Origin of the sequence: Buchananella hordeovulneris (genome assembly GCF_001907235.1) — a bacterium.
GTDB classification, from domain to species: domain Bacteria; phylum Actinomycetota; class Actinomycetes; order Actinomycetales; family Actinomycetaceae; genus Buchananella; species Buchananella hordeovulneris.
This window is the reverse complement of sequence record NZ_MQVS01000002.1, coordinates 1-25,970: the sequence shown is the minus strand read 5'-3', so window position 1 is coordinate 25,970 and position 25,970 is coordinate 1. Positions and strand designations below refer to the sequence as shown.

Sequence of the window (25,970 nt, the reverse complement as noted above, 5' to 3'; positions counted from 1 at the left end):
GGGAAGCGCCATAGAGTATGACCATGCCTGCACACAGAGTTCTTTGTATTGTCCTGGCCGGGGGCGAAGGCAAACGGTTGATGCCGCTGACCGTTGACCGCGCAAAACCAGCCGTTCCGTTCGGCGGCACCTATCGGCTGATCGACTTCGCCCTGTCCAACATCGTGAACTCCGGGTATCTCAAGGTAGTGGTGTTGACACAGTACAAGTCACACAGCCTAGACCGGCATATCGCCAAGAGCTGGCGTTTGTCTAACTTGTTCGCCAACTACATCGCGCCCGTACCGGCGCAGCAGCGGCGCGGCAAGCACTGGTTTTTGGGCAGTGCCGACGCCATCTACCAGTCCCTCAACATTCTGGACGACGAGCGGCCCGACTACGTCCTCATCGTCGGAGCGGACAACATCTACCGGATGGACTTTTCCCAGATGGTGGAGCATCACATCGCCTCCGGCCTGCCGCTGACGGTCGCCGGTATCCGCCAGCCGAAGTCCCAGGCGGATCAGTTCGGCATCATCGAGACGCTCCCCGAGGCCCCCGGGGTAATTCACCAGTTTGTGGAAAAGCCTGCCTCCACCCCGGGGCTGCCCGATTCGCCGGACGAAGTGTTGGCTTCAATGGGCAACTATGTTTTTTCTGCCGCTGCCCTGCAGGACGCCCTCACGGTGGATGCTAGCAATGAAGAATCTAAGCACGACATGGGCGGCTCGATCGTGCCGTGGTTTGTGGCCCAGCAAGCGGCCGGGGTGTACGACTTCACGTTCAACGACGTGCCCGGCTCAACTGATCGGGATCGCAACTATTGGCGCGATGTGGGAACCCTCGACGCATACTTCGAGGCCAACCAGGACCTTATATCGGTCACCCCCATCTTTAACCTCTACAACTCGGCCTGGCCGCTCTACGCCGGGGTGGATGTCACGGTGCCGCCGGCCAAGTTCGTGTACGGGGCCTATGAACGGCAAGGCCACGCCATCGACTCGATTGTCTCCCCGGGGGTGATCGTCTCCGGCGGCGAGGTGTTCAACTCGGTACTCTCGCCCGGGGTCCGGGTCAACTCGTGGTCCTCGGTGCGCCAAGCTGTGCTGCTGGACGGGGTCAACGTCGGACGTAACGCAGTGGTGCAGCACGCAATCGTGGACAAACACGTAACCATCCAGGAGCACGCCCAGATCGGGATGGACCGCGAACATGACATTGCGCGCGGCTTCACGGTCACCGAATCCGGACTGACGGTGGTCCCCAAGGGCGCTATAGTCACGCCGTGACCGACTTTGCTTCCGGGTGGGCTGGGCGTTGCCTGGCCCACCCGCGCGCTGCCACCGCCGTGCCGCAGCTGCAGGCGGCCCTCCAAGCCGCCGGGGTCGTGACGTCCTCCACCGTACAAGAGTGGGCGCCGGACCTGGTGGTGGTGGATCTACAGAGCGCCACCCCCCTGACCGCGGCGGCCCAAACCGTGCTCGCACGCTGGCCAACGGCAGCTGAGGAGGGCTGCGACATCGTTGCCGTGCCGAGCGCCGCCCGGGGTCCGATCCTCTTGGTTTCCGACGTTGATTCCACGCTCATCGCCGAGGAAGTAATCGAAGAGTTGGCGCAGGCGGCGGGCAAACGCGCGCAGGTGGCGGCGCTGACAGAGGCCGCGATGCGCGGCGAGTTGGACTTCGCGACCAGCCTGACGGCGCGGGTGTCCACGCTCGCCGGGCTGCCAACGAGCACCCTGACGGCAGTTGCCGCCTCCCTCACCCCCCGGCCCTTTGCTGCGCAGCTAGCGGCCATGGTGCATGCGTACGGCGGACAGATCGGTGCCGTCTCTGGAGGCTTTAGCGAAGTGCTCGCGCCCCTGGCGGCCCAGCTCGGGTTGGACCTGACGGCAGCCAACACGTTGGGCAGTCAGGCGGGTCACCTGACCGGCACCACCGTCGGCCCGGTAATTGATCGGGCTGCTAAGGCCGCCCTGTTGCGCGACTGGTCGGCGCGCAGCGGCTTGCGTGACACCGTGGCGGTCGGTGACGGCGCCAACGACCTCGACATGTTCGCTGCCGCCGAGCTGTCGATCGCCCTGTGCGGCAAACCCGCTGCGCGAGCCGCCGCCGACGTTGTGCTCACACTGCCGCACCTCGGCGCGGTCGCGGCGGCAATCTGGCGGCACCCTCAGTGGGTGTAGATCACTTCCAGCAGGTCCCCCGGCCCCTGCCACCCCGCTGGCATCGCCAACACCAGCGCCGTGCCCGTGGGAATACCGAAAGCGAGAGCGTCGGCGGGCGCAGGCTGCGAGGTCAGCACGCTACCGGCTCCCGAAATGGTCGGCTCGTGCCCGACGAAGAGCACCGTGTCCAGTTCGGGGGCCAGCTCGGCGACACTCGCCAACAGTTCCCCCACCGAGGCGTTGTAGAGGTCAGCCGAGCGCTCGTAGGCAGCCACGGGCAGACTCTGCGCGGCCAGCGAATAGGTCTCCTGGGTGCGGGCGGCGGCCGAGACAATCGCTAGGTCGACCGCTGGCACCCGCTTGGCCAGCTCAAAGCCCAGTTTGATGGCACACGCCTGTCCCTTGGCGGTCAGGCGGCGGGCCGCGTCGGTTATGGCGTCGAATTCGGCTTCCGCGTGCCGGGCGAGGATCAAAGTTTTGCTCACGCCTCCAATAAGGACCGCCGGGCAGCTACTTGTCAACTACCCGGCGGTCGCGGCGGCAATCACTGTCCGAGGGCGTGCACCCCGCCGTCGACGTGCACGATCTCCCCGGTGGTCGCCGGGAACCACTCCGAGCACAGCGCCACCACGGCGCGGGCGGTCGGTTCCGGGTCGTTGACGTCCCACCCCAGCGGGGCGCGCTCCCCCCACCGGGACTCCATCTCCGCGAATCCGGGGATGGAGGTGGCCGCGGTGGTGCGGATCGGTCCAGCAGACACCAGATTGACCCGGATTCCACTCGGCCCCAGATCGCGGGCCAAGTAGCGGGCCGTCGACTCGAAAGCGGCCTTCGCTACCCCCATCCAGTCGTACACGGGCCAAGCCACGGAGGCGTCGAAGGTCAGCCCCACGATCGCTCCCCCAGCGCTCAGCAGCGGCTGCGTGGCCACCGCCAGCGATTTCAGGGAAAAGGCTGAGGTTTCCACCGCCACGGCCACATCACTCCACTGCCCGGCCAGGAAGTTACCTCCCATCACGGACTGGGGGGCAAACCCAATGGAGTGGACGACCGCGTCTAACCGGTCCACGTGCTGGCCCACCCGCTCGGCCAGGGCGGCCAGATCGTCGTCGTTGGTGACGTCCAGCGGGACGATGGCAGGCGCGGTGGGCAAGCGCCGGGCGGCCAGCTCAGTCAGCTTGGCGGCCCGCCCGAAGGCCGTGAGCACCACAGTGGCGCCCTGTTCTTGCGCCAGGCGTGCCACGTGGAAAGCGATCGAGTTGTCGCGCAGCACCCCAGTGACCAGAATGTTGCGACCAGCGAGCAGAGACATAGCTACCTTTCGTTCAGTGACCCATGCCAACGCCACCATCTACCGGCAGCACAGCACCTGAGATGTAACCGGCCTGCGGGGAGGCAAGGAAGCCCACCGCTGCCGCGATGTCGTCGACCTCACCGAAGCGTCCGGCCGGAATGCGTTGGAGGTAGTCGGACTTGAGCTTGTCCGGGAGCACCTGTGTCATGGCGGTATCCACGAAGCCCGGCGCTACCACATTGGCAGTAATACCCCGTCCACCTACTTCGCGGGTGAGAGAACGCACCAAACCGATCAGTCCCGCCTTGGCGGCCGCGTAGGCCACCTGCCCGGGCGAACCCAACATGCCCACCACGGAGGAAATGGCGATGATGCGCCCATGCCGGGCCTTGATCATCGGGGTAATAGCCCGCCGCACGACGCGCTGCACCCCGGTGAGGTTAGTCGCGATGACATCGTCCCAATCGGCCTCGCTCATGCGCATCAGCAGCGTGTCACGCGTGATGCCCGCATTGGCCACCAGCACCGAGACGGGGCCGTGCGCGGCCTCCGCCGCCGCGAAGGCCGCCTCCACGTCACCAGCATCGGCGACGGAACCGGCCAGGTTCAGGGCGCCCTGCGGGCCCTTTCCGGACCGCGACAGGGTGGCGACTTGGTCTCCGGCCGCGAGGAAATGCGCGGCGATGGCGGCCCCAATGCCGGTCGAGGCCCCGGTTACAAAAATAGATCGGGCTTGAGTCATACCTCCAATCGTGACACTCGCGGCGCGCCGGAGCGACCACCAATTCCCACGAACCTCCGGGAAGGTTCTGTGCGTGCCACACAAAATCCGACCTCCGGCAGGTCTTGGCGGGCGGGCAGGACCGCGCTAAGGTCTGGCGCGTGGAGATATGCCGTGCCCGCCAATGTGGCGCCGCCGCGACCGTGCTGGTGCGCTGGCGCAACCCGAACCTGCCGTGGGCCCGTGCCAAGGACTGGCCCAGCTGCGCTACGCATGCCCCGGATTTTTTGGACTACGTCACCGCCCGCAACTGGCACGCCGAGCTGGTTGCCCTGGAGCCTGCCTCAGGCGAGATTGACGAGCGCTAAGTAGTCCTCGCTCCACAGGTCCTCGTCGCCATCCGGCAGGAGCAACACCCGATCGGGGGCCAACGCAGTGACGGCACCGGGGTCGTGCGTCACCAGCACGACCGCCCCCTCATAGGTGGCCAGCGCCCGCAGGACCTCGGCCCGCGAGGCCGGGTCCAGGTTGTTGGTGGGTTCGTCCAGCAGCAGCACGTTGGCTGCGCTCACCACCAGGGTGGCCAGGGCCAAGCGGGTCTTCTCGCCGCCCGACAGCACCGCCGTCGGCTTGTCGGCGTCCGCCCCGGAAAACAGGAACGAGCCCAACACGGACCGCACTGCCGTGTCATCTAGGCCCGGCGCGGCGTGGCGGAGGTTCTCCACGACCGTGGCCTGCGGATCCAAGGTCTCGTGTTCCTGCGCGTAGTAGCCGAGCCGCAGGCCGTGCCCGGCCTCCACCCGCCCGCTGGTGGGTTCCTCAATGCCTGCCAGCAGCCGCAGCAGGGTGGTCTTGCCCGCCCCATTCAAACCGAGCACCACCACGCGCGAGCCGCGGTCGATGGCCAGGTCCACCCCACGGAAGACCTCCAAGGAACCGTAGTCCTTGGTCAGGCCCGTCGCCGCGAGAGGGGTTTTGCCGCAGGGAGCCGGGGTCGGGAAACGCAAAGCCGCGACCTTTTCCCGGACGGGGGTTGCCGCGGTCCCCGCCAGCAGCTCCTCGGCCCGCCGCAGCATTTGCTGCGCGGCCACGGCCTTCGTGGCCTTGGCGCGCATCTTCTCCCCCTGCGCCCGCAACGCGGCCGCCTTCTTCTCGGCGCTGGCCCGCTCGCGCGCTCGCCGTTTGTCGTCGTCGGCTCGCTGCCGCAGGTAGGCGTCCCAACCCAGGTTGTACACGTCTAGCACGCCCCGGTTCGCGTCGAGGTAGAAAACGTGGTTGACGGTGTCGCGCAGCAGCTCCACGTCGTGGGAGATCAATACCAGACCCCCCGGGTAGGCCCGCAGGTACTCCCGCAGCCACAGGATCGAGTCGTGATCCAGGTGGTTGGTGGGCTCATCAAGCAGCAGGGTGTCCGCCTCGGAAAACAAGATGCGGGCGAGCTCAACGCGCCGCCGCTGCCCACCTGACAGGGTCTGCAGCGGCTGGGACAGCACCCGATTGTCCAGACCGAGGGCCGCACAGATGCGGGCCGCCTCGGCATGCGCGGCGTAACCGCCCGCTACCGCAAACTCGTGGTCCAGGCGCGCGTAGCGTTCCATCGCCTTGACCTGCTTATCCCCCGTTTCCTTAGCCATGGCGGCCTCGGCCCGCGCAATGCGCTGCAGCAGCACATCTATGCCACGCGCCGCCAACACCCGGTCCCGGGCCAGCTGCGTAAGATCCCCGGTGCGTGGGTCTTGCGGTAGATAGCCGATCGTGCCCTTTTTCCGGATGGTGCCCGCATAGGCAATAGCGCCAGTTTCCAGCTCGCTGGTCCCGGTCGCGCCCCCGCCTTCAGCCAACAGCTTAGTGAGCGTCGTTTTCCCAGCGCCATTGCGCCCCACTAACCCCACGCGCATGCCCGCGTCGATACGGAAAGTGGCGGCGGACAGCAACTGCCGGTCGCCAATAGCAATCGAGACATCCTGGGCACTAATCACAAGGAGGGATGCTACCTGCGTAACATGGCGGCAAGGAAAATAGGGGGAAGCCATGACTTTCAATGACGGAATCCGCACCAACCCCAATCGGGTGCGCCGCCGCTCTGGCCCGCAGATGGCGGGCACCATCGGCGGCGTGGGCATCGTGGGAGCGCTACTGTTAGTGCTCCTTTCCAATATCACCGGAGTCGATCTCACCGGTTTGGCCGGCGGCGGGGCACCCGCACCCGCCGTAAACGAGGCCGACCGGGCGGGCGGCGGCCAAGACGACAGCCTCGCCCACTGCGTCGATGGGCTGGCCGCTAACAAGGACGTGAACTGTCGTATGTTGGCCACCATCGAAAGCGTGGACGTCATGTGGAGCAAGGTGCTGCCGCAGGAAGCAGGCATCAAATACGTGCAGCCCGAGATGGAGCTGTTCACCGGCTCCACCCGCTCCGGCTGCGGGCAGGCTTCGTCAGCCACCGGGCCTTTCTATTGTCCGTTGGATCAGTCGATCTACATCGACACATCGTTCTTCCAGCTGCTGGAGACACAACTGGGTGCCCAGAACGCGCCGCTGGCCCAGGCCTACATCGTGGCCCACGAGGCCGGGCACCACATTCAGCAGCTGGAAGGCACCTTCGACCGCACTAACCGACGGGACACCGGCCCGAAGTCCGATCAGGTTCGTATCGAGCTGCAAGCCGACTGCTACGCCGGCATGTGGGTTGGCCACGCCGCCAACACCATCGATCCGGAAACGGGCGTAGCGTTCCTGGCCCCGCCCACCGAGGCCGAGGTCCAGTCGGCGCTGGATGCCGCCGAGGCCGTGGGCGACGACCGGATTCAGGAGGCGCAATCCGGCCAAGTCCGTCCCGACACGTTTACGCACGGCTCCGCCGCCCAACGTATGAAGTGGTTCAAGATCGGTTACGAGCAGGGCACGATGGCGGCGTGCAACACGTTCGCCACGGACGATCTCTAGCCGGATTGCGCGTGGGGGGCGGGGCACTTACCGTGCCCCGCCCCCCACTTTGCTTGGTCAGACGTTGAATCCCAAGGCTCGCAGCTGCTCTCGCCCATCGTCCGTGATCTTGTCTGGTCCCCACGGCGGCATCCATACCCAGTTGATTGTCGTGGAAGTCACCAAACTGGCCAGCGCCTGGGAGGCCTGGTCTTCAATGACATCGGTCAGTGGGCAGGCCGCCGAGGTCAGGGTCATGTCCAAGGTGGCATTGCCTGCCCCGTCCAGATGGACCCCGTAGAGCAGTCCGAGGTCAACGACGTTAATGCCCAGCTCCGGGTCAATCACGTCCCGCAGGGCTTCCTCGACGTCGGCCGCCGTCGGGGCGGTCTGGCCGCAGCCCGACTCTTCCTGCGGTTGCCCGCAGCCGCAACCACCGCTGCCACCCCCGCAACCGCTCCCCTTGCCCGCGAGCTTCTCGGGGCCGTGGTCTTGCGGCGTGGGCGCCGCCATCGGGTTGTCCATCACAGTCCTTCCTCGCCGCCGGAGGCGGCCATCGCGTCCTTGGCTGCCATCCAGCCCAACAGTGCGCATTTGATGCGGGCCGGGAACTTGGCCACGCCCGTAAACGCCACCCCGTCTTCCAGGGCCTCTAGGTCCAGTCCTTCCGGGTTGCCGCGCGCGTGCATCAACGCCGTGAATTGGTCTATCAGCGCCAACGCCTCCGCCACCGGGCGCCCGACCAGCAGTTCGCTGAGTACCGACAGGGAGGCTTGCGAGATGGAGCAGCCTTCCGCCTGCCAACCGATCTCCTGCAGCCGCCCGTCCCGCACCACGACGTCGAGGTCCACCTCGTCCCCGCACGTGGTATTGACCTGGTGCGAGGAACCGGTGGGCTGCGCCAAGCGGACAGACCCGACCCGACGGCGGGCATGGTCCAGGATCACTTGCTGGTATAGATCCGCAAAGTCACTCATTACTGCACCCCGAAAAACGAACGTACTTGCGCCAACGCTTGCGCGAAGACCTCGATATCGGCCCGGGTGGTCACGGGGCCTGCGCTGGCACGGCTGGACGACTTTACCCCAAAGTGGGCGTGCAACGGTTGGGCACAGTGGTGGCCGACACGTACCGCCACGCCCTGCGAATCCAGGAACTGGCCCACGTCGTGCGGGTGCACCCCGTCCACGGCGAACGCCACGATCGGCAGCCGGTGGTCGGGCTGGTCCGGGCCGAGCAGGCGCACATGCGGCACCCGCCTCACCGCTGCCAGTAGTAGCTCCGTCATCTCGGCCCTGTGGCGTTGTAACGCCGCCGAGCCGAGTGCCCGCAGGTACTTCACGGCGGCCGCCCACGCCACCGCCTGAGTCACGGGCTGTGTGCCCGCTTCCAGGCCCGCTGGGGCGGCGTGAAATTCTGCCTTCTCCATGGTCACCGTGGTCACCATGGAACCACCGGTGAGGGTGGGGGGCAATTGCGCCAGCATCTCGGCGCGCCCGTACAGCGCCCCGATACCGGTAGGTCCGCACATTTTGTGGGCGCTCACGGCCGCGAAGTCGACGCCGAGGGCTGGCAGGTCGAGTTGCCCGTGGGCCGCCGACTGGCAGACATCGAGCACCGTGACAGCCCCCACCTGACGAGCAGCGGCCACGATCTCGGCGACGGGCGTGAGCGCACCGGTGACGTTGGAGGCGTGGGTGCAGGCGACGACCTTGGTGCGCGAGTTGATCACCGGCAGCGAGGCCAGGTCAATGCGTCCCTGGGCGTCCAACTCCAGCCAGGTCAAGCGAGCCCCTGTGCGGGCGGCCAGCTCCTGCCACGGCACCAGGTTGGCATGATGCTCGGCCCGGGTGACGGCGATCTCGTCTCCTGGTCCCAGGCGCAGCCACTTGCTGCCCCGCCAACCGGTCGCTGCTAATCCCAACCCACCGGCCACCATATTCAGGGCGGCGGTGGCACCGGACGTCCACACCAGGTTGTGGGCCTCGGCTCCCAGGTAGCTGGCGACCTGCGTGCGAGCTGCCTCGAAGGCCTCGGTGGCCCGATCCGCTAGTAGGTGAGTTCCCCGGTTCACCGCGCCATAGGCCTGCTCGGTGAACTCCACCTCCGCCGCCATCACCGCCTGCGGGCGCTGGGCGGTGGCCGCCCAATCCAGGTAAACCAGGCGGCTGCCTCCCCGCGGGGCTTGCTGCAACGCGGGGAAGTCAGCTCGGAGACGGTCTGGGTCGTATGTCATCAGGCGCCGAACCGGTCGTAGCCTTCTTCTTCCAGGCGGGTGGCCAGTTCTGGCCCGCCCTGCTCAGCCACCTTGCCATCGACGAACACGTGCACGAAGTTCGGGCGAATGTAGTTGAGGATGCGGGTGTAGTGGGTGATCAGCAGGATGCCCGCCTCGGTCTTGGCATGCACCCGGTTGACCCCTTCCGAAACCACCCGTAGGGCGTCAACATCCAGACCCGAGTCGGTCTCGTCGAGCACCGCAAACCGGGGCTTGAGCAGTTCCATCTGCAGGATCTCGTGGCGCTTCTTCTCCCCGCCAGAAAAGCCGGCATTGACGTCCCGCTGGGCGAAGGACGGGTCCATGCGCAGCTGCGTCATTGCCTCCTTCACCTCCGCGATCCAGGACCGCAGTGCCGGGGCCTGCCCGGAGATAGCGGTCTTGGCGGTGCGCAGGAAGTTAGACACCGACACCCCCGGCACCTCCACCGGGTACTGCATGGCCAGGAAGAGGCCCGCCTTAGCGCGCTCGTCGACCTCCATCTCCAACACTTCCTGCCCGTCCAGCAGCACCGAACCGCCGGTGACGTGATAGGAAGGGTGGCCCGCGATTGAGTACGCGAGGGTCGACTTTCCAGAACCATTGGGGCCCATGACGGCGTGAATCTCACCCGAGTTAATGGTGAGGGAGGCGCCCTTCAGGATCGGCTTGGCACCTTCCTTCGTTTCGACCTCAACGTGCAGGTCTTTGATCTCCAACTTCGACATTTGCGGGTTCCTTTCTCAGGCGTCAACGTCGACGAGGACGTCGTCGCCGTCAAGAATTACGGAATAAACAGTTATAGGGCTGGGGGCGGGCAGGCTGCCCTGCCCGGTCACCAGATTGAAGCGGGCCCCGTGGGCCCAGCATTCGATTGTGCAGTCCTCAATGTCCCCCTCCACGAGGGAAACCTGCCCATGGGTGCAGTACTCGGAGACCGCGTGCACGGTGCCGTCCTCGGTGCGCACAATAGCCAAGGCCACGTCCGCCCCCGTGTGGTCCCGCACCGTGGCTGCCACCGCCTGGCCGGGGGCCAGCGTGGTCAACGACGCGACTAGTTGGGCGCTCACACCGCCGCCCCGGCGGCCTGCGCACTGTCCAGTTCTGCCTCGATGGCCGCCATTACCAGCTCAACCACCTCGGGTACCCCAATCTCGTTGACCACCTCGGCGAAGAAGCCGTGCACCACCAGGCGCCGGGCGGTGGCCTCGTCGATGCCGCGACTCATCAAATAAAACAGCTGGTTATCGTCGAAGCGGCCGGTCGCGCTCGCGTGCCCGGCGCCCTCGATCTGGCCGGTTTCGATTTCCAAGTTGGGAATGGAGTCGGCCCGCGCCCCCTCGGTCAGCACCAGGTTACGGTTCTGCTCGTAGGAGTCGGTGCCCAGCGCCTCTGCGCGGATCAAGACGTCCCCCACCCAGACGGTGCGGGCGTCCTGTCCTTGCAGTGCCCCCTTGTAAGTCACACGAGACACGCAGTTGGCGGTGTTGTGATCCACGAAGGACCGGTGTTCTAGGTGCTGCCCAGCGTCAGCAAAGTAGACCCCGAGCAGGTGGGCGCTGCCGCCCTGCTCCGTGTAGGCCACATTGGCGTTCAAGCGGACCAGGGCTCCCCCCAGAGTGACCACCACGTGCTTGAAGTTGGCGTCCTTCCCGACGACCGCCTTGTGCTCACCGGTGTGGATGGCGTCATCGTTCCACCGCTGCAGGGACACGACCGTCAACTCGGCCTCATCCTCCACCTTGATCTCGACGTTGCCGTTTAGGCGGGCGCTACCCGTGTGGTCCAGGATGACCACCGCGCGGGAGCCTGTCCGCGCCTCCACCACCACGTGTCCGTAGTTGGTTTCCGACCGCCCGATGCCAGCAATGTTGACCCGCACCGGCTCGGCCAGTTCGCGTCCGGCCGGGATGGTCAGGTACAGCGCTTCGTCTGTCAGGGCCGCGGCAATGGCCGACAGGCGGTCAGCGGGGGTGAGCACCGTGTCCCGCGGCTGCTGGCCGTGCCGCAGGCTAGCAACATCCGCGCCACCGTGGAGCACCTGCCAGTTGATGCCGTGTTCCTGCACGGGCGTGGGCGTGAAGAACTGCTCCAGCTGGGTGATGGGGGTAAAGCGCCATTCTTCTTCGCGGCCGGTGGGCAGTGCAAAGTCGTCAATATTGAACGACGTGCGGCGATCTGCGCGCGAGCCTTCTGGCTTGGTCACGCCCCGCCCGTCACTGTGGGCACCCACCAACTGGGCGCGGGAGTGGTCAGTGCTGGCGTTCACTCAGCCCACCGATCCTTCCATTTGCAGCTCGATCAGTCGGTTCAACTCGAGCGCGTACTCCATCGGCAGTTCGCGCGCGATCGGTTCCACGAACCCTCGCACGATCATCGCCATTGCTTCCTTTTCTTCCAAACCACGACTCATCAGGTAGAACAACTGATCCGCGCTCACCTTTGAAACCGTGGCCTCATGCCCCATCTCCACGTCGTCGGTCCGCACGTCGACGTACGGGTAGGTATCGGACCGCGAAATATCGTCCACCAGCAGGGCGTCACACAGCACATTGGATTTGGAGTGAGGCGCCTCGGGCAGCACCTGCACCAGCCCCCGGTAAGCCGAGCGGCCCCCGCCGCGCGCCACAGACTTCGACACGATGGACGACGACGTGTGGGGCGCCATGTGCACCATCTTGCTGCCGGTGTCCTGGTGCTGCCCCTCGCCCGCAAAGGCGATGGACAGGGTCTCGCCCCGGGCGTGCTCGCCCATGAGGTAGACCGCCGGGTACTTCATGGTCACCTTGGAACCAATGTTGCCGTCGACCCACTCCATGGTGCCGCCTGCCTCGACCGTGGTTCGTTTGGTGACGAGGTTGTAGACGTTGTTGGACCAGTTCTGGATCGTCGTGTAGCGCACCCGCGCGTCCTTCTTAACGATGATTTCCACCACCGCGGAGTGCAGGGAGTCCGAGCTGTAAATGGGCGCGGTGCAGCCCTCGACGTAGTGCACGTAGGAGCCCTCGTCCGCAATGATGAGCGTGCGCTCGAATTGGCCCATGTTCTCGGTGTTGATCCGGAAGTAGGCCTGCAGCGGGATATCCACGTGCACGCCCGGGGGCACGTACACGAACGAGCCGCCGGACCACACAGCGGTGTTCAGGGCCGCAAACTTATTGTCCCCGGTTGGCACCACCGTGCCGAAGTACTGCTGGAAGAGCTCGGGGTGTTCCTGCAGGGCCGTGTCCGTATCCAGGAAGATCACGCCCTGCCGTTCCAGGTCCTCCCGGATCTGGTGGTAGACCACTTCGGATTCGTACTGGGCAGCCACCCCGGCCACCAGGCGCTGCTTCTCGGCCTCCGGGATCCCAAGTCGGTCATAGGTGCGCTTGATGTCCTCTGGCAGCTCGTCCCACGTGGTGGCCTGCCGCTCCGTGGAACGCACAAAGTACTTGATCGAATCAAAATCGATACCCGACAGGTCAGCTCCCCAGCGTGGCATTGGCTTTTTATCGAACAGCGCCAGTGCCTTCAGGCGCCGCTTCAGCATCCATTCGGGTTCGTTTTTCAACGCCGAGATGCGCCTAACAACGGCCTCGTTCAGGCCCCGCTCGGCGTTGGCACCGGCCTCGTCTGAGTCGTGCCAGCCGTAGCCGTACGCGCCGATCGACGCGATGATCTCCTCATCGGTCTGCGGCCCTTGCGTAGGCTGCGTGGTATCCATATGTGTCCTTCCGGTCACTAGTTCTTTCGGGGCTTAGCGCCGCCGCCCTTGCGCGCCCCACGTATCGTCGGTATGCCGAGCGGAATGTGGGTGGTGCAGGCGTGGGCGCCGCCAGCCAGGGTCGCCAAGCGTTGGATGTGAACATCCAACAGGCGTGCGAACGCGGCGGTTTCCGCGTCACAAAGTTGGGGGAACTTGTCGGCGACCGCCCGCACTGGGCAGTGGCCTTGGCAGAGTTGCACGGCGAATGTACCGTCCCCGATGTCGCGGACGGTAGCAGCGTAGCCGTCTTCGTTGAGCGCATTGGCGAGCGCTTCGGCACGGTCGTGGTGGTCGTCCCCCACAGCGTCAATGATCGGCCGGTACCGACGTTCGATCTCGCGGGAGCGGGAAGCGGCAAAACTCTCGACGGCCGCCTCCCCGGCCACCTGGGCCAGGAAGGCGATGGCACGATTGGCCAGCATCGAGTACTCGTCGGGCAAGTGGTCGTGGGCCGCGGAGGTGGCCACGTAGGCCCGGGCCGGGCGCCCGCGCCCTCGTTTGCCCACCGGGTTGGCGTCCCGGGCCTCGATCTGCCCGGCCGCCTCCAGCGCGGTGACGTGGCGCCGTACCGCCGCCGCGGTGAGGCCAAGGATGCGGGCCATGGTGGAGGTGGTGACCGGCCCCTTTTCCACAATCAGGTCCAGCACTGCCGCGCGGGTGCCGATCTCGTCAGTCACGTTGCCCCCTCCACCCTGGTGTGCCCTGTTTGCTTGCCGGTACTAACGTCCCACTATAGGTCATTACGCAACATACGACTTCCCAATTCCCGGCAGGTCGCTTTTTCGGCTGTATTCCTTGTCACGTCACCGAATCGCGAAGGTGGCATCGCCCACGTCTGCGCATTCACAGGCACCGCACAGGCCAGCGGACGGCAGAAGTTGCTTAAACTGGTTCGGGCCGCGCGCCCCGCGCCCCGGATGCCCCTCACAAACGAACAGGAACAGGGATGACGCGACTCGGCATTGACTTCGGCACCACCCGCACGATCGTAGCCCTCGCGGACCGCGGTAACTACCCGGTGGCGCAGTTTCTTGACCCCGAAGGCAACGCGCACTCCTTCGTCCCCACGTTGGTGACCTGCCTGCCGGACGGCACCTTGTTGTGTGGGCACGCCGCCCAGGCCCGCCCGGAGCTGCCCATGCTGCGGTCGTTCAAGCGGCTGCTCGCTGACCCACACCTGACCATGGAGACACCGGTAACCATCGGCAAGCACACCTACCTGCTGCTTGATGTGCTCACCGCTTTCTTCACGTCGCTGCGCATGGCCCTGGCGGCCTCCACATTGGCCGCCCACCTAGACTCCGACCAGCCGCTGGAGGCCGTGGTGGCGGTGCCTGCCCGCGCCTTCGGGATGCAGCGCAAGATGACACTGGAGGCCTTCCGCCGCGCGGGCTTCAAGATCACGGCGTTGCTGAACGAACCCAGTGCCGCGGGTTTCGAGTTCACGCACGCCCGCCCCACCTCGATGACATCGCAGCGCACGCGAGTCATCGTCTACGACTTTGGGGGCGGCACGTTTGATGCTTCCCTGGTCGCGATAGACGGACAAGACCACGAAGTGATCGCCACGGCCGGGGACAATCACCTCGGGGGCGACGATGTCGACCTGGTGCTGCTAGAGATGGCGTTGAAGGAGGCGGGCAAGCACCGGAAGGATCTGTCGGTTACCGACTTCGATGACCTGTTGATGCAATGCCGGACCGCCAAGGAAAACCTGGTGCCCCAGTCGCGGCGGATAGTGCTGGACGTGGCCGGGGAGGTGGTGGCCCTGCCGGTTGCCGAGTTTTACGACTCGCTGACTTCCATCGTGGACCGCACCATCACCGCCATGGCCCCCCTACTGCCCTCCACCGGGGCCCAAGCCCTGAAGGACGAGGACGTGGCCGGCATCTACGTGGTCGGCGGTTCCTCCTCGCTGCCGCTGGTACCGCGGGCCCTGCGGGAACGTTTCGGGCGGCGGGTGCTGCGTTCCCCACTGCCCGCCGGCTCGGTGGCTGTCGGCCTGGCCATTGCCGCCGACGATGTCGGTTACGACCTCTCGGACCAGCTGTCGCGTTCCTTTGGGGTCTTCCGGGAAGGAGACGCCGGGGCCCAGACGACGTTCGACGCCATCGTGGGGGCCCACGAGACGCTGCCCAGCTCTGGGGTACGCACGCTCACGCGCCGCTACCACGCGGCCCACAACATCGGGGTCTTCCGGTTTGTCGAGGCCCGCGAGCTGGACGAACACGGGCTACCGGTCGGGGACGTGGCGCCGTTCGCGTGCGTGACGCACCCGTTTGCCCCAGACCTGGAGGGGATAGAGGATCTGGCGGGCTACCCGGTCTTGCGCGATGAAAGCTGGCAGGAGATCGAGGAACGCTACGAGTTGGACGCCGCAGGCATGATCTCGGTGACCATCCGCAACCTGGGGACGGGACACGAACGCGCCTACCGCCTGGCTTAACCCAAAACTGCGACCCAGCTCACTAAACTGACGGTGGCCGGTATAGTGTCTTTGCGGCGGGAGGCTGGAGTGCGCAGATTCTGGGGCCTGGCTTGGCCTCTGCTCCTGGCCGGGGACTTAACCGGGTGCGGGGCGGGACAGGTTACCTGCCAGGATGTTCTTAACCCCTCACCGGAAAAAGCGGTCGCGGTGGCGCAGCGGATCAATGCCGCTCTCGCCGCCCGCGGCATTGATCCGCAAGACACCACCGATGCGCGGGCAACCGTGCTGCTCTCTCGCCTGACCAGCTTCTGCGCTGAGCGGGGCAACCTCGCGCGCGACATCGACGAGGCCTTCCCGTAAGCGGGCGTTTGCCCTCTCTTACCGTAACCAGTGTGCGTCCACAGGGCGCAGGCGGCGCGGGTCAGCAAGGGCCGAGGCGGTAGCTAACACGCCGACCACGGCAGACGGGTTGTGCAGGTGCCCGGCGTGCACGGCCTGCACCGCCTGGCTCAGCGGCACCCACCGCAGCTCCATGTCCCGCTCCTCCGCCTGCCGGGTGAATCCTGCCGGGAGAGGGGCGGCCTGCAGGTCGCGAGCCAGGAAGATGCGTAAGGATTCGCTGTTGCCCCCGGGGGTGGTGAAGTAGTCGACGAGCACGTCCCACCGGTCGGCCCGCAAGGAGGCTTCCTCGGCCAATTCCCGCGCCGCCGCCGCGGCGGGGTCCTCGCCCTCGACGTCGAGCAGGCCGGCGGGCACCTCCCAAAGCAGGGCCCGCACCGGGTGGCGATACTGCCGCAACAACAGCACCTCGGGCTCGCCTTTTTCTTCCCGGAGCGCCACGATTGCCACTGCGCCAGGGTGATCGACAAAGTCACGCGTGGCGGGGTGCGGATCAGCGGGAGCCAACAGGACATCTTCACTGACTAGCCCAAAGGCAAATCCGCGGAATATTTCGCGGCGAGCTACGACCGCGCGGGATAGGTCTTTGCTGTCTTGCAACTCTGCCATTTTTACCTACTCGGTTGCAGCGGGGCTGGGGGTATCGGTGGGTTGCGGCGCGGGCGTCGGCGGTGCTTCACTGCCCTCCAGGCCCGCCGCGCCGGGCAGCTGTATCGCCGGGGCCATCCCTTCGGTAGCGGAGGGGGACACCCCGTAGGCGCCGTGCTTACCGCTGACCGCGGCAGCCAAAACCCGGGGCGTGAAAACTGTGGCCGTGGGGGTGCCGATCCCGTCAAGCGTGGAGACAGCCTTACCCGAGGCACGGAGCGTGGAAACAAGATCATCGCTGTCGGTGGCGGGGCCGACCACAATGCCGCCGCGCGCCGCTGCCGCCAGCTCTTCAGCGAGGATCAGGTGGGCGCGCCGCTGCGCCTGCAATGCCTCATCCTGCGTCGTCAACCCGAGGGCATCCACCAGGTCACTGTCGCTGCGCGGGGCAAGCACCACCACGCTGTGCGCAACATCCTGCTGCTGCCCCGCCCCCGTCACAAATTTCGTCTCGGTTTGCGCGAGGAACTCGGTGATCGTGGCGGAGCCCTCCCCGGTCTTGGTCAGCATAGTGGCCAAAGCCTGGGCAAATACCGTGTCGGCGTCTGCCTGGGCAGCTGGCTGCGGATCCAGGTAGCTGCGCAACTGGCCCGCAAAGGTCGACCGGTAGGTGGCCTTCGTCGGGTCGCCCCACGCGGGCGTAATGGCCACGTCGGCCACCACCTGTGCGCCTGCCTCCGCGAGCACGGTTTTGGTCGCCTCCACGTCCGCCGGGTCGGTGCCGGGCAGACTCACCAGGGCCACCTGCAGCCCGGGCAGGGTGCCGGGGACAAGTTCTCCCCGCAGCGATTCCACCAGATGGTCGTGCCCGGACAACTGTTCGGTCAGCTGCCCTACCTGGCCCTTGTAGTCGTCCCGGGCCTGCCGTGCCTCAACCAGCTGGGAGGACAGCAGGTTGCCGACTTGCCGCTGCAAAGGTCCCGCTCCGAGCACCACCCCCAGCGCCAAGGCCAGGAACACCGCGATCAAAGACACCACGTGGTACCGAAAGTTCAACACAGCGCTACCTCCTTCACGGCGGCCGAGTCAGCCGCTGCCGACAACAGGAAAGTCAAAACGGACCGCCCGGCCTCGGTCACTGCTAACGCCACCCCCAGGGCCGCCAAGGCTGCTACCAGCATGGTCAACAGCAGCCAGGTTGGCACCTGCCGCCGACTAAGTTCCACCACGGCGTGGGTGGTCACTACCCGATCGCTGGCCCGCAGCCGCGCCAACAGATTGGAGGCCATGGTGGCCTGGCCACGGTCGAGAAACTCGTCGATGCTGTGGCCAATACCTGCCGTGACTATGAGGCTTGCTCCCGCGGCCTCCGCCAGCAAAATCGCCAAGTCGGTGGCGTTAATGGCAGAGTCGACGGTTTGGTAGCCCACCCCCAGCTCCCCGAGCAAGGTCGAGCCGGTGCGAAAACCCGGGGCGTGCGTGGTCAGCACAAACTCGGCGGCAGATTTCAGGTAGCTCTCGGACAGCGTGGCAACATCGCCAAGAATGATGTCGGCTTGCAGGCGGGCGGCACGCAGTTCCTCGCAGGCGTCGTCGACCGCAATGATCACCGGCCGGGCATCACGCAGATAGCGCCGGGCCCGACGCAGATCGGTGGCCAGATCCGCGCCCCGCGAGGCAATAAAAACGTGCCTGCCCTGCAGGTTGGTGGCCAGCTGCGGCAGCCCCGCACGTTCCAGCAGCAGGGACCGGTCCCGCTCCAGATGATCAGTCAGGGAGGCTGCGAAGGCATCCATCTGGATGGCCAGTCCGGTGCGGGCCTGGTCGAGGGCCGCCAACACGGCCTCTTTCTCGAGCCGCTGTCCCTCGGCGATGAGCTTGTTCTTGCGCAGCACCTGCCCGGCGCGCACGCTGATCTTCTGCCCGTCCCGGATAGCCAACATGTCTGGCCCTAGTTGGTCAACCACCGGGATACCCGCGTCCAGGAGCACGCGCGGCCCGAGGCTCGGGTACCGGCCAGAGATACATGCTGAGGCATTCAATACTGCGGCGGGCTGCCGCCTGACAATGGCGTCGGCCGTCGCTCGATCCAGGTCCACAATGTCGATCGCCAAGATCTGCCCGGGCGCAAGCCGGGACAAGGCGCGGGCTTTGGGATCGACCCGTACGACGCCTGTCAGCTCACCGTCCACATTTTGTTCGCTAGCGGCTCTCACGTTTCCGATAGTCTCACGCGGGCCGCCGCAATCAGTTCTTCGCCATGCCTGAAAGCGGTAGGAGTGTCGTCACTGCCGGAGAGCATGCGGGCCACTTCCCGCACCCGCTGCGCCCCCTGCACCGGCCGCACCGTCGTCGTGCCTTCCTCTTTCGTGACCGTCAAGTGTTGGTCGGCGAAGGCCGCTACTTGCGCCAGGTGAGTGACGACGAGCACTTGGTGGTGGCGGGCCAACTGCGCCAGCCGGAGGCCCACTTCGCTGGCCGCCTTGCCGCCTACGCCCGCATCGACTTCATCAAAGATCAACGTGCGCGCTTCCCCCTGGCGGCGAGCCAAGACGACTTCCAGCGCCAGCATGATGCGTGAAAGTTCGCCACCGGAGGCCGAACTCGCTAAGGGGGCAGCGGCGAGGTGGGGATCTGTTTGCAGCAGCAACGTCACCTCGTCCCCGCCGTGGGCTTTGACGGGGCCGGGTTGAATATCGACAAGCAGGCGGGCCCGCGGCATTGCCAGGGCCGCCAACTCGGCGGCTATCTCGGTTGCCAAACGTTCAGCCAAGGCGGTGCGGGCCCTCGTCAGGGTCGCGGTGGCCGCCTGCAACTCACGATGGGCGGCTGCTGCCTGCTCCACTAGCTCGGTGGTGCGATCCTCTCCCCCACCGATCTCTGCGAGTCGGTCCCGGGCGGCCGCGCACCAGGCAAGCAGCTCCGTGACGTCGGTAGCCCGCCCACGCAGCAGCTGCGTCAAAGCGGCCCGGCGGGCGTGCACCGCCTCCAGCCGCTGCGGATCGGCCTCCAGGCCCTCCAGATAGCTGCCCACCTCCGCTGCCACGTCGGTCAACGCGGTGCGGGCGCCGACTACCGTCTCTTCCCACGAGCGCGGGGCCGGATCGAGCTGGGCGATGTCCGTAATGAGGCGCACCACCGTGCTCAGCAGGTCGGTGACACCCCCTTCGGCGTGCAGCACCTGGTGGGCCCCAGCTGCGGCGGCCCGCAGGTCCTCGACGTTAGTGAGCCGCTCGGCCTCGGCCCGCAGCTCTTCTTCTTCCCCTTCCCGTACCTCCAGCGCCTCCACCTCGGCCAGAACCGCGCTCAGCGTCTCCACCTCGCGGGCCCGCTCTGCGGCCGAGGCAGTCCAGTCGTCGGCTGCCTGCTGCGCTGCGCGCCACCGGTGGTAGGCCTGCGCGTGGGCGGCGAGCAGCGGCTGGTGGTCGGCTCCCCCGAAGGCATCGAGCACCTCCCGCTGGCGGGCTGGCTTGCGGAGCGCCAATTGGTCGGCCTGCCCGTGTACTTGCACCAGCAGGGACACGACGTCGGCCAGCACTGCCCGGGGGACGGTGCGGCCTCCTAGGTGACACCGGGAACGGCCCGCGCGTGGTTGGGTGCGCGTCACGATGAGGGCGCCGTCGTCCAAGGTGCCCCCGGCTTCCTCCACCATTTCCTCCACCCGGCGCGCTTGCGGGCCGGGAGGGAGAACGAAGGTGGCCTCCACGCGGGCCGCTTCGGCGCCTGCGCGCACGAGCGACGCATCGGCCTGAGCCCCGGAGGCCAATGCCAGTGAACCGAGCAGCATGGACTTGCCTGCCCCCGTCTCGCCGGTAATGACAGTCAGGCCACTGCCCAGCAGCACCTCGGCCTCTTCCAGCACCCCGATTGAAGAAATCCGTAGTTCTTCTAGCACTAGTCTCCCGCCCGCCAACCTTGCACCGGTAGCTGGAACTTGGCCACTAGTCGCCCCGAGAAGGGGGTGTCGTTTATGCGGGCCAGACGCACCGGCTGACTTCCTTTGCGCACCGAGATGTGGGCCCCGCGCGGCACCACGCAACGGCGACGGCCGTCGAAACACAACTCGGCGGCACAGGTTGATCGTCCGGTCACTTCGACCTCCAGCACCGAGGACGGGCCCACCACCAGGGGACGCGTGAAAAGGGCGTGCCCCGCGATGGGCACCAGCAGCATGGCTTCCACATCCGGCCACACCACTGGGCCGCCGCCGGAGAAGGCGTACGCAGTGGAGCCAGTGGGGGTAGACATGACCAGACCGTCGCAGCCAAACGAGGACATGGCCCGGCCGTCCACCCCTATCGTCACATCCACCATGGAGCCCCGCAGGGTTTTTTCCAACGCGGCCTCATTCAGGGCCCACCCGTGGGTGAGGGTGCCGTCCAGGTGAGTGACGGTCACATCGAGGGTCATGCGTTCTTCCACCGTGTAGTCACGGGCCGCGATCCGGCCGACTACGGTGCTGAGGTCCTCCGGATCGGCCTCCGCTAGGAAGCCCACGTGTCCCGTATTTATCCCGATGATCGGTACCTGGTCCCCGCGGCCCTGTTCAACGGCTGACAGGATCGTTCCGTCCCCGCCGAGCACGACGGTGATCTCCACCTCGCCAGGAGCATCCGGCCCAACCGGCTCCATGCCGTGCCGACGTAGCTCGCCGCGTACCCGTTCCGCTGCCACCCGCGATTCGAGGCGGCGCCGGTGGTGAATGACCCGGACCCGCCTTCTCACTGCCGCTCCCCTGCGGGCCCAGCACTGACTGCCGCCGCCACCGCAGCAGGCAATTCCTCTGCGGCCAGGGCGGGGTAGTCTGCGCGGCGGGTCATGGACACAAAGTACTCCACGTTACCGGCGGGGCCGGGCAGCGGGCTGGCTTGAATGTGGCGAATGCGCAGTCCTTGCTGGCGAGCCGCCTCGGCGACGGTGAGCACAGTTTCGCGATGCAGGGCTGGGTCGCGCACGACACCGCCCGCGCCAAGGCGTTCCTTGCCCACCTCAAATTGGGGCTTGACCAGTAAGAGGAAGTCGGCGTCCGGGGCGGCGGCCTGCACCAGGGGTGCCAACACCAGGGTGAGCGAGATGAAGGACAGGTCACCCACCACCAGGTCGGGGGCGGGGGCGACGGCGGCCGGGTCCAAGGTGCGCACATTAGTGCGGTCCAAGGCGGTCACCCGTGGATCGCTGCGTAGCGACCACGCCAACTGACCGTAGCCGACGTCTACCGCGACGACGTGGGCGGCCCCGCGCCGCAGTAACACGTCGGTAAACCCCCCGGTGGAGGCACCGGCGTCTAGGCACCGGCGGCCCGCGATGATCGGGGCGCGCTCGCCGAGGGCATCCAGTGCCCCGGCCAGCTTCAAGGCCCCGCGAGAGACGTAATCGTGGCCGCCGGTTTGCCGTACCTCGACTGCTTGCGCCGGGTTGACTTGCCGGGCGGCCTTCGTCACGACGGCACCGTCGAGGGTTACGAGTCCAGCCTCTATTAGTTCAGCGGCCTGGGTGCGGGAGCGAGCTAGGCCCCGGCGCACCAGCTCACTGTCTAGGCGAATCAGGCGCGCCATGTCAGGCCGTCCCCCCTTGGAGGGCCGCCCGCAGCTGCTCCTCGATCTCGGTCAGGGCCGCCGGATGAGCCGCCACGTCCAGGAACTCCAGCTGTTCAATGGCGGGCCGCAGGTCCGGGGCTTGGCCGACGGGACCGGGCTTGTTCAGCATGCTGCCTGCACCGTGAAGTGGGGCACCGTAACTGCCCGGTGAGCGTCGCGGGCTGCCCACACTGCACACACCACCGCCCGGTATTGGTCACCAGTCAGCTGGGCGCCCTCCTGCAGGGGGTGGCGGTCTATGCGCACGTGCCCCTCTACTACCACCGCCTCAGCTTGGCGACAACGCGCGCCGTCGGGTAACGCTTCTACCTCAGGGTGGACCTCGTGCAGGCCACGTAGATCGACAGCCAGGTAGGCGGGCCGCTCGGCGGGATCGGCAAGGGCCACGTCCCGCGCATCGTTGACCCCAGTCAACACATGCAGCGAGGGCACGGCGGCCGCGGCTGCGCCCCGAATGTCGGTGCCGAGCCGGTCACCTACTCCCAGCGGGTTCCGTGCACCGCTGCGGGCCACCGCCCGGGCGAAGATACCCGCCAACGGCTTGCCCGCTGGGGTCGGAGCAACACCGGTGGCGTGCTGCAAGGCCGCGACCAGTGCTCCGTTGCCGAGCGCCATGCCCCGCTCAGTGGGCAGGGTCGAGTCCAGGTTGGACGCGTAATAGGCGGCCCCGCGGGAGATAGCCAGCGTCCCTTCGGTCAGCCGCTGCCAGTCCAGGGTCTTGTCTAGGCCCTGGACGACGGCCACTGGGGCGTCGTCCACCGAGCTAACCGGCCGCAGTCCTTCGGCTTGTACTGCCTCGCTCAAGGCCGGACTGCCAACAACCAAGACGGCTGCCCCGGCGGGCAACTGCTCGGCCATGATGGCGGCCACGTCCTGCGCGGCGGTCAGGACCTGGTCTGCTTGGGCCGCGATCCCCAATTCCCGCAGGTGCGCCGCCACCTGCTCCGGGGTGCGCGAGGCGTTATTCGTGACGAACTGGTGTCGCAGCCCGGCCTTGTGGGAGGCGGCCAGCGCCGCCGCGGCGTGCGGGATGGGCAGTTGCCCGGCGTAGCACACGCCGTCTAGGTCCAATAGGGCCACATCGTGTGCCTGCGCCAGCGGTTGCGTGCTGTCGGCCAACCACGTGCGAGCCGTCACTGGTCGTCCTCCAGCGAGAAGAGGTCCGGCGCGGGCTCCTCCTGACCGTCGGTTTCCGGCTCGGAGGCCCGACTCGGGGGCTCTGAGGCCGCGGCTGCCGGGGCCGAATCGGCGGTAGGCACCACGTCGGCCGGTGGGGTATCCGCGGTCAACAGCTCCTCAACCTCCGCCGCAATGTCGGCTGCCCCGTACTGCTGGGCGGCGGCGACCTCCGCTGCCTCCGTCGGCGTCAGTTCGGCGACAACCTGCTCCGCCGCGGCGGCGGCCGGGAGCTCCGGGGCGGCGGCGGCCGAAACGGGATCAGTCTTGGGGAGCGACGGTTGGTCATGCCGCTCCTCAGTAAGTGCCTGGTTGTCCCCCTCCGTTGCTGCGGGTGCCGACAGTTCCGTAGTGGCCGCGTCCGCGGCACCAGCCGGAGCTTCCTCTTCCTCCGTCTCGACGAGCTCGGTCAGGTCGTGGATCTCGATGGTTTCTTCGTCGGTCAGACCGTAGTGGGCGACGAGGGCGTCCGCCTCGGCGGCGCGGTCCAGCAGCCGCAGGGTATCGACCTTGACGGACACGAGGCGCAGCACCGTCTCCTCGTCGGCCTGCAGGGAGGACAACGCGTGGTCGATGACCAGTAGTGCCGCCTCCGGCTCGCCCAGCTCCATGCGGATGCCGGCTTCGACCATCGCCAGCTCGGCCCGCTCGATGACATCCATCGTGTACCGGGACGAACCCGCGATGATCTCCAGGGCCTTGCTGTGGCGACCTAGCGCCCGCTCGGCGTCTGCCTCGATGGCCAGATGCACGTGCCGCCCCGACAGGCGGCGCAGGGCCCGCACCTCGCGCAGCGTTTCCTGGAAGTGTCCGGCGGAGTAGGCAGCCAGGGCCGCAGCTTCCCGGACGACGTCGATGCGGCCGGCCTGCCGGACCGCGCCCTCGGCGTGGGCCCAGGCCAGATCGGGATCGTCGACGAGGTGCTTTTGCACCATGAGCAGGTGCAATGCCACCCGGCCCGCCGTCTCCTCGGACAGGGAACGCAGACGCATCCGCGTCGGCTTGTCTAGCTGCTTGGCATCTAGGTCGGCGGGGAACTCAAGGCCTGCCGACGTCCGCACGGCCGCCTGGGGGGCCGCGTCGCTGTCCTGGGGCGCGGACGGGTAGCCTTCGTGCTCCTGCGCCGGGCGTTGCTCGTCTCGATCAGTGTGTCGCCCAGCGCGGTCAAACCGCCGCTCACCCCGGCCCTCGCGCTCGTCCCACTCGCGCCGCGGACCCCGCTCCGCCCAGCCGCGCTGATCGCGGTCGGCAAAACGTCGGCCCTCGTCGCGGTCGAAGCGGCGCTGGCCCCGACCGTCGCGCTCGTCCCACTGTCGCCGCGGACCCCGCTCCCCCCAGCCGCGCCGCTCATCGCTCCGCTCGCCCCGAGCAAAACCTCGCCCGGCGCGCGGACCACGCTCTTGCCGCCGGTCATCGGCCCCAAAGCCACGCCCACCGCGCTCAAACCGGCGCTCACCACGCCCACCCCGGCCCTCGTCCCACTCGCGCCGCGGACCCCGCTCCTCCCACCGACGCTGTCCATCCCGGGAACCGCCGCGCTCGCCCCGCTCTTCGCGGCCGTCCCACTCCCGCCGCTCGTAGGTGCGCTCGCCCCGAGCAAAACCACGCCCGGCGCGCGGACCACGCTCTTGCCGCCGGTCATCGGCCCCAAAGCCACGCCCACCGCGCTCAAACCGGCGCTCACCCCGGCCCTCGCGCTCGTCCCACTGTCGCCGCGGGCCACGCTCCGCCCAGTCGCGCTGATCGCGGTCGGCAAAACGTCGGCCCTCGTCGCGGTCGAAGCGGCGCTGGCCCCGACCGTCGCGCTCGTCCCACTGTCGCCGCGGACCCCGCTCCCCCCAGCCGCGCCGCTCATCGCTCCGCTCGCCCCGAGCAAAACCTCGCCCGGCGCGCGGACCACGCTCTTGCCGCCGGTCATCGGCCCCAAAGCCACGCCCACCGCGCTCAAACCGGCGTTCGCCCCGGCCGCCGCGGTCTGCCTCGCCCTGCCGGTCCGCGCGCGGGCGCCGATTGAACCGGTCGCCGTCGGCACGCCATGCATGGCCTTCGTCTGTTCGGCGGGGGTCTCGCTCTTCGTTGCTGCGGGCGTTATCGTCGTTAGCCATGCTGCTTGCCATCCTCTGGATTTCTTAAGTCTCGACCATACTAACCAGCCTCCCCTCCCCCGCCGTCGCTTGGGCTTGCGCGCGGCGTGAGGTATGGCCCACGCGCACCTGTCTGCCAGCCCGCGGGAAGTGCTCTAGGTCAGGCGGTCCGCGTCGCCCAGGAATTGGACGCCGGCAGATGCGCAGGTCGCAAGTGCCAGCCCACCGATAGGTGGTTGTGGTTGTGGGCCCCGCAACTGTGTTGTTGGGGGGCCCACTGGGTGTGGTGGCGGCGGTGTCCTACTCTCCCACACCCTGGCGGGTGCAGTACCATTGGCGCTGTCAGGCTTAGCTTCCGGGTTCGGTATGGGTCCGGGCGTTTCCCTGACGCTGTGACCGCCGCACGTTTATTTAACTCACCATGTTCCCCCCCCCTTGGGGGGGTGTTGTTTGGTGGGTTTGTAACTGTAGAGCGGGTGTGTGCATGCGTGTTGGTCGTGTCTGGGTTTGTGTTTAATGTGTTGTGTTTGTGTTGGTTTGTAGTTGTTGGTCTATTAGTACCAGTCAGCTCCACACGTTACCGTGCTTCCACGTCTGGCCTATCAAC

Annotated in this window: 27 protein-coding genes and 1 rRNA gene; 6 read left to right on the top strand and 22 right to left on the bottom strand. The window is 67.1% G+C overall.

Annotated elements, in window-relative coordinates:
- Positions 1-23: 23 nt before the first annotated feature.
- A complete protein-coding gene (locus tag BSZ40_RS01975) occupies positions 24-1,268 on the top strand; it encodes a glucose-1-phosphate adenylyltransferase (protein ID WP_073823263.1) in 1,245 nt (414 codons plus the stop codon).
- Positions 1,265-2,164, top strand: a complete 900-nt coding sequence (serB, locus tag BSZ40_RS01970) for a phosphoserine phosphatase SerB (protein WP_222842725.1) — start codon at positions 1,265-1,267, stop codon at positions 2,162-2,164. The genes BSZ40_RS01975 and serB overlap by 4 nt, the downstream gene beginning before the upstream one ends.
- On the opposite strand, the gene BSZ40_RS01965 is transcribed toward serB, so the two are convergent.
- The 3 genes from BSZ40_RS01965 to fabG are packed head-to-tail and all read right to left on the bottom strand — an operon-like array spanning position 2,152 to position 4,182.
- A complete protein-coding gene (locus BSZ40_RS01965; RefSeq protein WP_073822809.1) occupies positions 2,152-2,631 on the bottom strand; it encodes a SixA phosphatase family protein in 480 nt (159 codons plus the stop codon). The genes serB and BSZ40_RS01965 overlap by 13 nt on opposite strands.
- Before the next feature lie 59 nt (positions 2,632-2,690).
- Complete coding sequence (gene fabI, locus BSZ40_RS01960) at positions 2,691-3,458, bottom strand: enoyl-ACP reductase FabI (RefSeq protein ID WP_073822807.1); 768 nt, start codon at positions 3,456-3,458, stop codon at positions 2,691-2,693.
- A gap of 13 nt (positions 3,459-3,471) precedes the next feature.
- Complete coding sequence (gene fabG / locus BSZ40_RS01955) at positions 3,472-4,182, bottom strand: 3-oxoacyl-ACP reductase FabG (RefSeq protein WP_073822805.1); 711 nt, start codon at positions 4,180-4,182, stop codon at positions 3,472-3,474.
- A gap of 140 nt (positions 4,183-4,322) precedes the next feature.
- Here fabG and BSZ40_RS11470 point away from each other — a divergent pair, with 140 nt between their 5' ends.
- Positions 4,323-4,529, top strand: a complete 207-nt coding sequence (locus BSZ40_RS11470) for a hypothetical protein (protein ID WP_073822803.1) — start codon at positions 4,323-4,325, stop codon at positions 4,527-4,529.
- On the opposite strand, the gene BSZ40_RS01945 is transcribed toward BSZ40_RS11470, so the two are convergent.
- On the bottom strand, positions 4,506-6,140 hold the full coding sequence (locus tag BSZ40_RS01945; RefSeq protein ID WP_185695816.1) for an ABC-F family ATP-binding cassette domain-containing protein: 1,635 nt from the start codon (positions 6,138-6,140) through the stop codon (positions 4,506-4,508). The genes BSZ40_RS11470 and BSZ40_RS01945 overlap by 24 nt on opposite strands.
- A gap of 52 nt (positions 6,141-6,192) precedes the next feature.
- Here BSZ40_RS01945 and ypfJ point away from each other — a divergent pair, with 52 nt between their 5' ends.
- Positions 6,193-7,107, top strand: coding sequence for a KPN_02809 family neutral zinc metallopeptidase (gene ypfJ, locus BSZ40_RS01940; RefSeq protein WP_073822799.1), 915 nt, complete (start codon positions 6,193-6,195; stop codon positions 7,105-7,107).
- 57 nt (positions 7,108-7,164) lie between these two features.
- Here the strand turns inward: ypfJ and BSZ40_RS11205 are convergent, their stop codons facing one another.
- The 8 genes from BSZ40_RS11205 to BSZ40_RS01900 are packed head-to-tail and all read right to left on the bottom strand — an operon-like array spanning position 7,165 to position 13,768.
- Positions 7,165-7,611: a metal-sulfur cluster assembly factor gene (locus BSZ40_RS11205; protein ID WP_245793772.1), complete on the bottom strand. Its 447-nt coding sequence runs from the start codon at positions 7,609-7,611 to the stop codon at positions 7,165-7,167.
- A complete protein-coding gene (sufU, locus tag BSZ40_RS01930) occupies positions 7,611-8,063 on the bottom strand; it encodes a Fe-S cluster assembly sulfur transfer protein SufU (protein WP_073822797.1) in 453 nt (150 codons plus the stop codon). The genes BSZ40_RS11205 and sufU overlap by 1 nt, the downstream gene beginning before the upstream one ends.
- Positions 8,063-9,322 (bottom strand): aminotransferase class V-fold PLP-dependent enzyme, encoded by a 1,260-nt coding sequence (locus BSZ40_RS01925; RefSeq protein WP_073822794.1) that lies wholly within the window; start codon positions 9,320-9,322, stop codon positions 8,063-8,065. Before BSZ40_RS01925 ends, sufU begins: the two co-directional genes overlap by 1 nt.
- On the bottom strand, positions 9,322-10,071 hold the full coding sequence (gene sufC, locus BSZ40_RS01920) for a Fe-S cluster assembly ATPase SufC (RefSeq protein WP_073822792.1): 750 nt from the start codon (positions 10,069-10,071) through the stop codon (positions 9,322-9,324). The genes BSZ40_RS01925 and sufC overlap by 1 nt, the downstream gene beginning before the upstream one ends.
- Before the next feature lie 15 nt (positions 10,072-10,086).
- On the bottom strand, positions 10,087-10,413 hold the full coding sequence (locus BSZ40_RS01915; protein ID WP_073822790.1) for a Rieske (2Fe-2S) protein: 327 nt from the start codon (positions 10,411-10,413) through the stop codon (positions 10,087-10,089).
- Positions 10,410-11,612 (bottom strand): Fe-S cluster assembly protein SufD, encoded by a 1,203-nt coding sequence (gene sufD / locus BSZ40_RS01910; protein ID WP_073822788.1) that lies wholly within the window; start codon positions 11,610-11,612, stop codon positions 10,410-10,412. Before sufD ends, BSZ40_RS01915 begins: the two co-directional genes overlap by 4 nt.
- Complete coding sequence (gene sufB, locus BSZ40_RS01905; RefSeq protein WP_073822786.1) at positions 11,613-13,049, bottom strand: Fe-S cluster assembly protein SufB; 1,437 nt, start codon at positions 13,047-13,049, stop codon at positions 11,613-11,615.
- Between the two features lie 17 nt (positions 13,050-13,066).
- A complete protein-coding gene (locus BSZ40_RS01900) occupies positions 13,067-13,768 on the bottom strand; it encodes a helix-turn-helix transcriptional regulator (RefSeq protein WP_073822784.1) in 702 nt (233 codons plus the stop codon).
- Positions 13,769-14,037: 269 nt separating this feature from the next.
- Here BSZ40_RS01900 and BSZ40_RS01895 point away from each other — a divergent pair, with 269 nt between their 5' ends.
- Both BSZ40_RS01895 and BSZ40_RS11465 read left to right on the top strand, forming a co-directional pair.
- Positions 14,038-15,537, top strand: a complete 1,500-nt coding sequence (locus tag BSZ40_RS01895) for an Hsp70 family protein (protein WP_073822782.1) — start codon at positions 14,038-14,040, stop codon at positions 15,535-15,537.
- A 69-nt stretch (positions 15,538-15,606) separates the two neighbouring features.
- Complete coding sequence (locus BSZ40_RS11465; RefSeq protein WP_143180851.1) at positions 15,607-15,879, top strand: hypothetical protein; 273 nt, start codon at positions 15,607-15,609, stop codon at positions 15,877-15,879.
- Between the two features lie 18 nt (positions 15,880-15,897).
- On the opposite strand, the gene BSZ40_RS01890 is transcribed toward BSZ40_RS11465, so the two are convergent.
- The 10 genes from BSZ40_RS01890 to rrf all read right to left on the bottom strand — a co-directional run bounded on the left by BSZ40_RS01890 (position 15,898) and on the right by rrf (position 25,767).
- The gene (locus tag BSZ40_RS01890) at positions 15,898-16,527 is read right to left on the bottom strand and encodes an NUDIX domain-containing protein (RefSeq protein ID WP_073822780.1); all 630 of its coding nucleotides are present in this window, start codon (positions 16,525-16,527) and stop codon (positions 15,898-15,900) included.
- A gap of 6 nt (positions 16,528-16,533) precedes the next feature.
- Positions 16,534-17,565, bottom strand: a complete 1,032-nt coding sequence (locus tag BSZ40_RS01885; RefSeq protein ID WP_073822778.1) for a copper transporter — start codon at positions 17,563-17,565, stop codon at positions 16,534-16,536.
- On the bottom strand, positions 17,559-18,722 hold the full coding sequence (gene steA, locus BSZ40_RS01880; RefSeq protein ID WP_124852011.1) for a putative cytokinetic ring protein SteA: 1,164 nt from the start codon (positions 18,720-18,722) through the stop codon (positions 17,559-17,561). Before steA ends, BSZ40_RS01885 begins: the two co-directional genes overlap by 7 nt.
- Entirely contained in the window at positions 18,719-20,401 is a 1,683-nt protein-coding gene (recN, locus tag BSZ40_RS01875; protein ID WP_073822774.1) for a DNA repair protein RecN, read from the bottom strand. Before recN ends, steA begins: the two co-directional genes overlap by 4 nt.
- Positions 20,401-21,231, bottom strand: a complete 831-nt coding sequence (locus tag BSZ40_RS01870; RefSeq protein WP_073822772.1) for an NAD kinase — start codon at positions 21,229-21,231, stop codon at positions 20,401-20,403. The genes recN and BSZ40_RS01870 overlap by 1 nt, the downstream gene beginning before the upstream one ends.
- Positions 21,228-22,061, bottom strand: coding sequence for a TlyA family RNA methyltransferase (locus BSZ40_RS01865; protein ID WP_073822770.1), 834 nt, complete (start codon positions 22,059-22,061; stop codon positions 21,228-21,230). Before BSZ40_RS01865 ends, BSZ40_RS01870 begins: the two co-directional genes overlap by 4 nt.
- Before the next feature lies 1 nt (position 22,062).
- Positions 22,063-22,212, bottom strand: coding sequence for a hypothetical protein (locus BSZ40_RS11815; RefSeq protein WP_158020852.1), 150 nt, complete (start codon positions 22,210-22,212; stop codon positions 22,063-22,065).
- On the bottom strand, positions 22,206-23,240 hold the full coding sequence (locus tag BSZ40_RS01860; RefSeq protein WP_073822768.1) for an HAD hydrolase-like protein: 1,035 nt from the start codon (positions 23,238-23,240) through the stop codon (positions 22,206-22,208). Before BSZ40_RS01860 ends, BSZ40_RS11815 begins: the two co-directional genes overlap by 7 nt.
- Entirely contained in the window at positions 23,237-25,384 is a 2,148-nt protein-coding gene (locus tag BSZ40_RS11460; protein ID WP_143180850.1) for a hypothetical protein, read from the bottom strand. Before BSZ40_RS11460 ends, BSZ40_RS01860 begins: the two co-directional genes overlap by 4 nt.
- 266 nt (positions 25,385-25,650) lie before the next feature.
- A 5S ribosomal RNA gene (gene rrf / locus BSZ40_RS01845) occupies positions 25,651-25,767 on the bottom strand.
- Between the last annotated feature and the right edge of the window lie 203 nt (positions 25,768-25,970).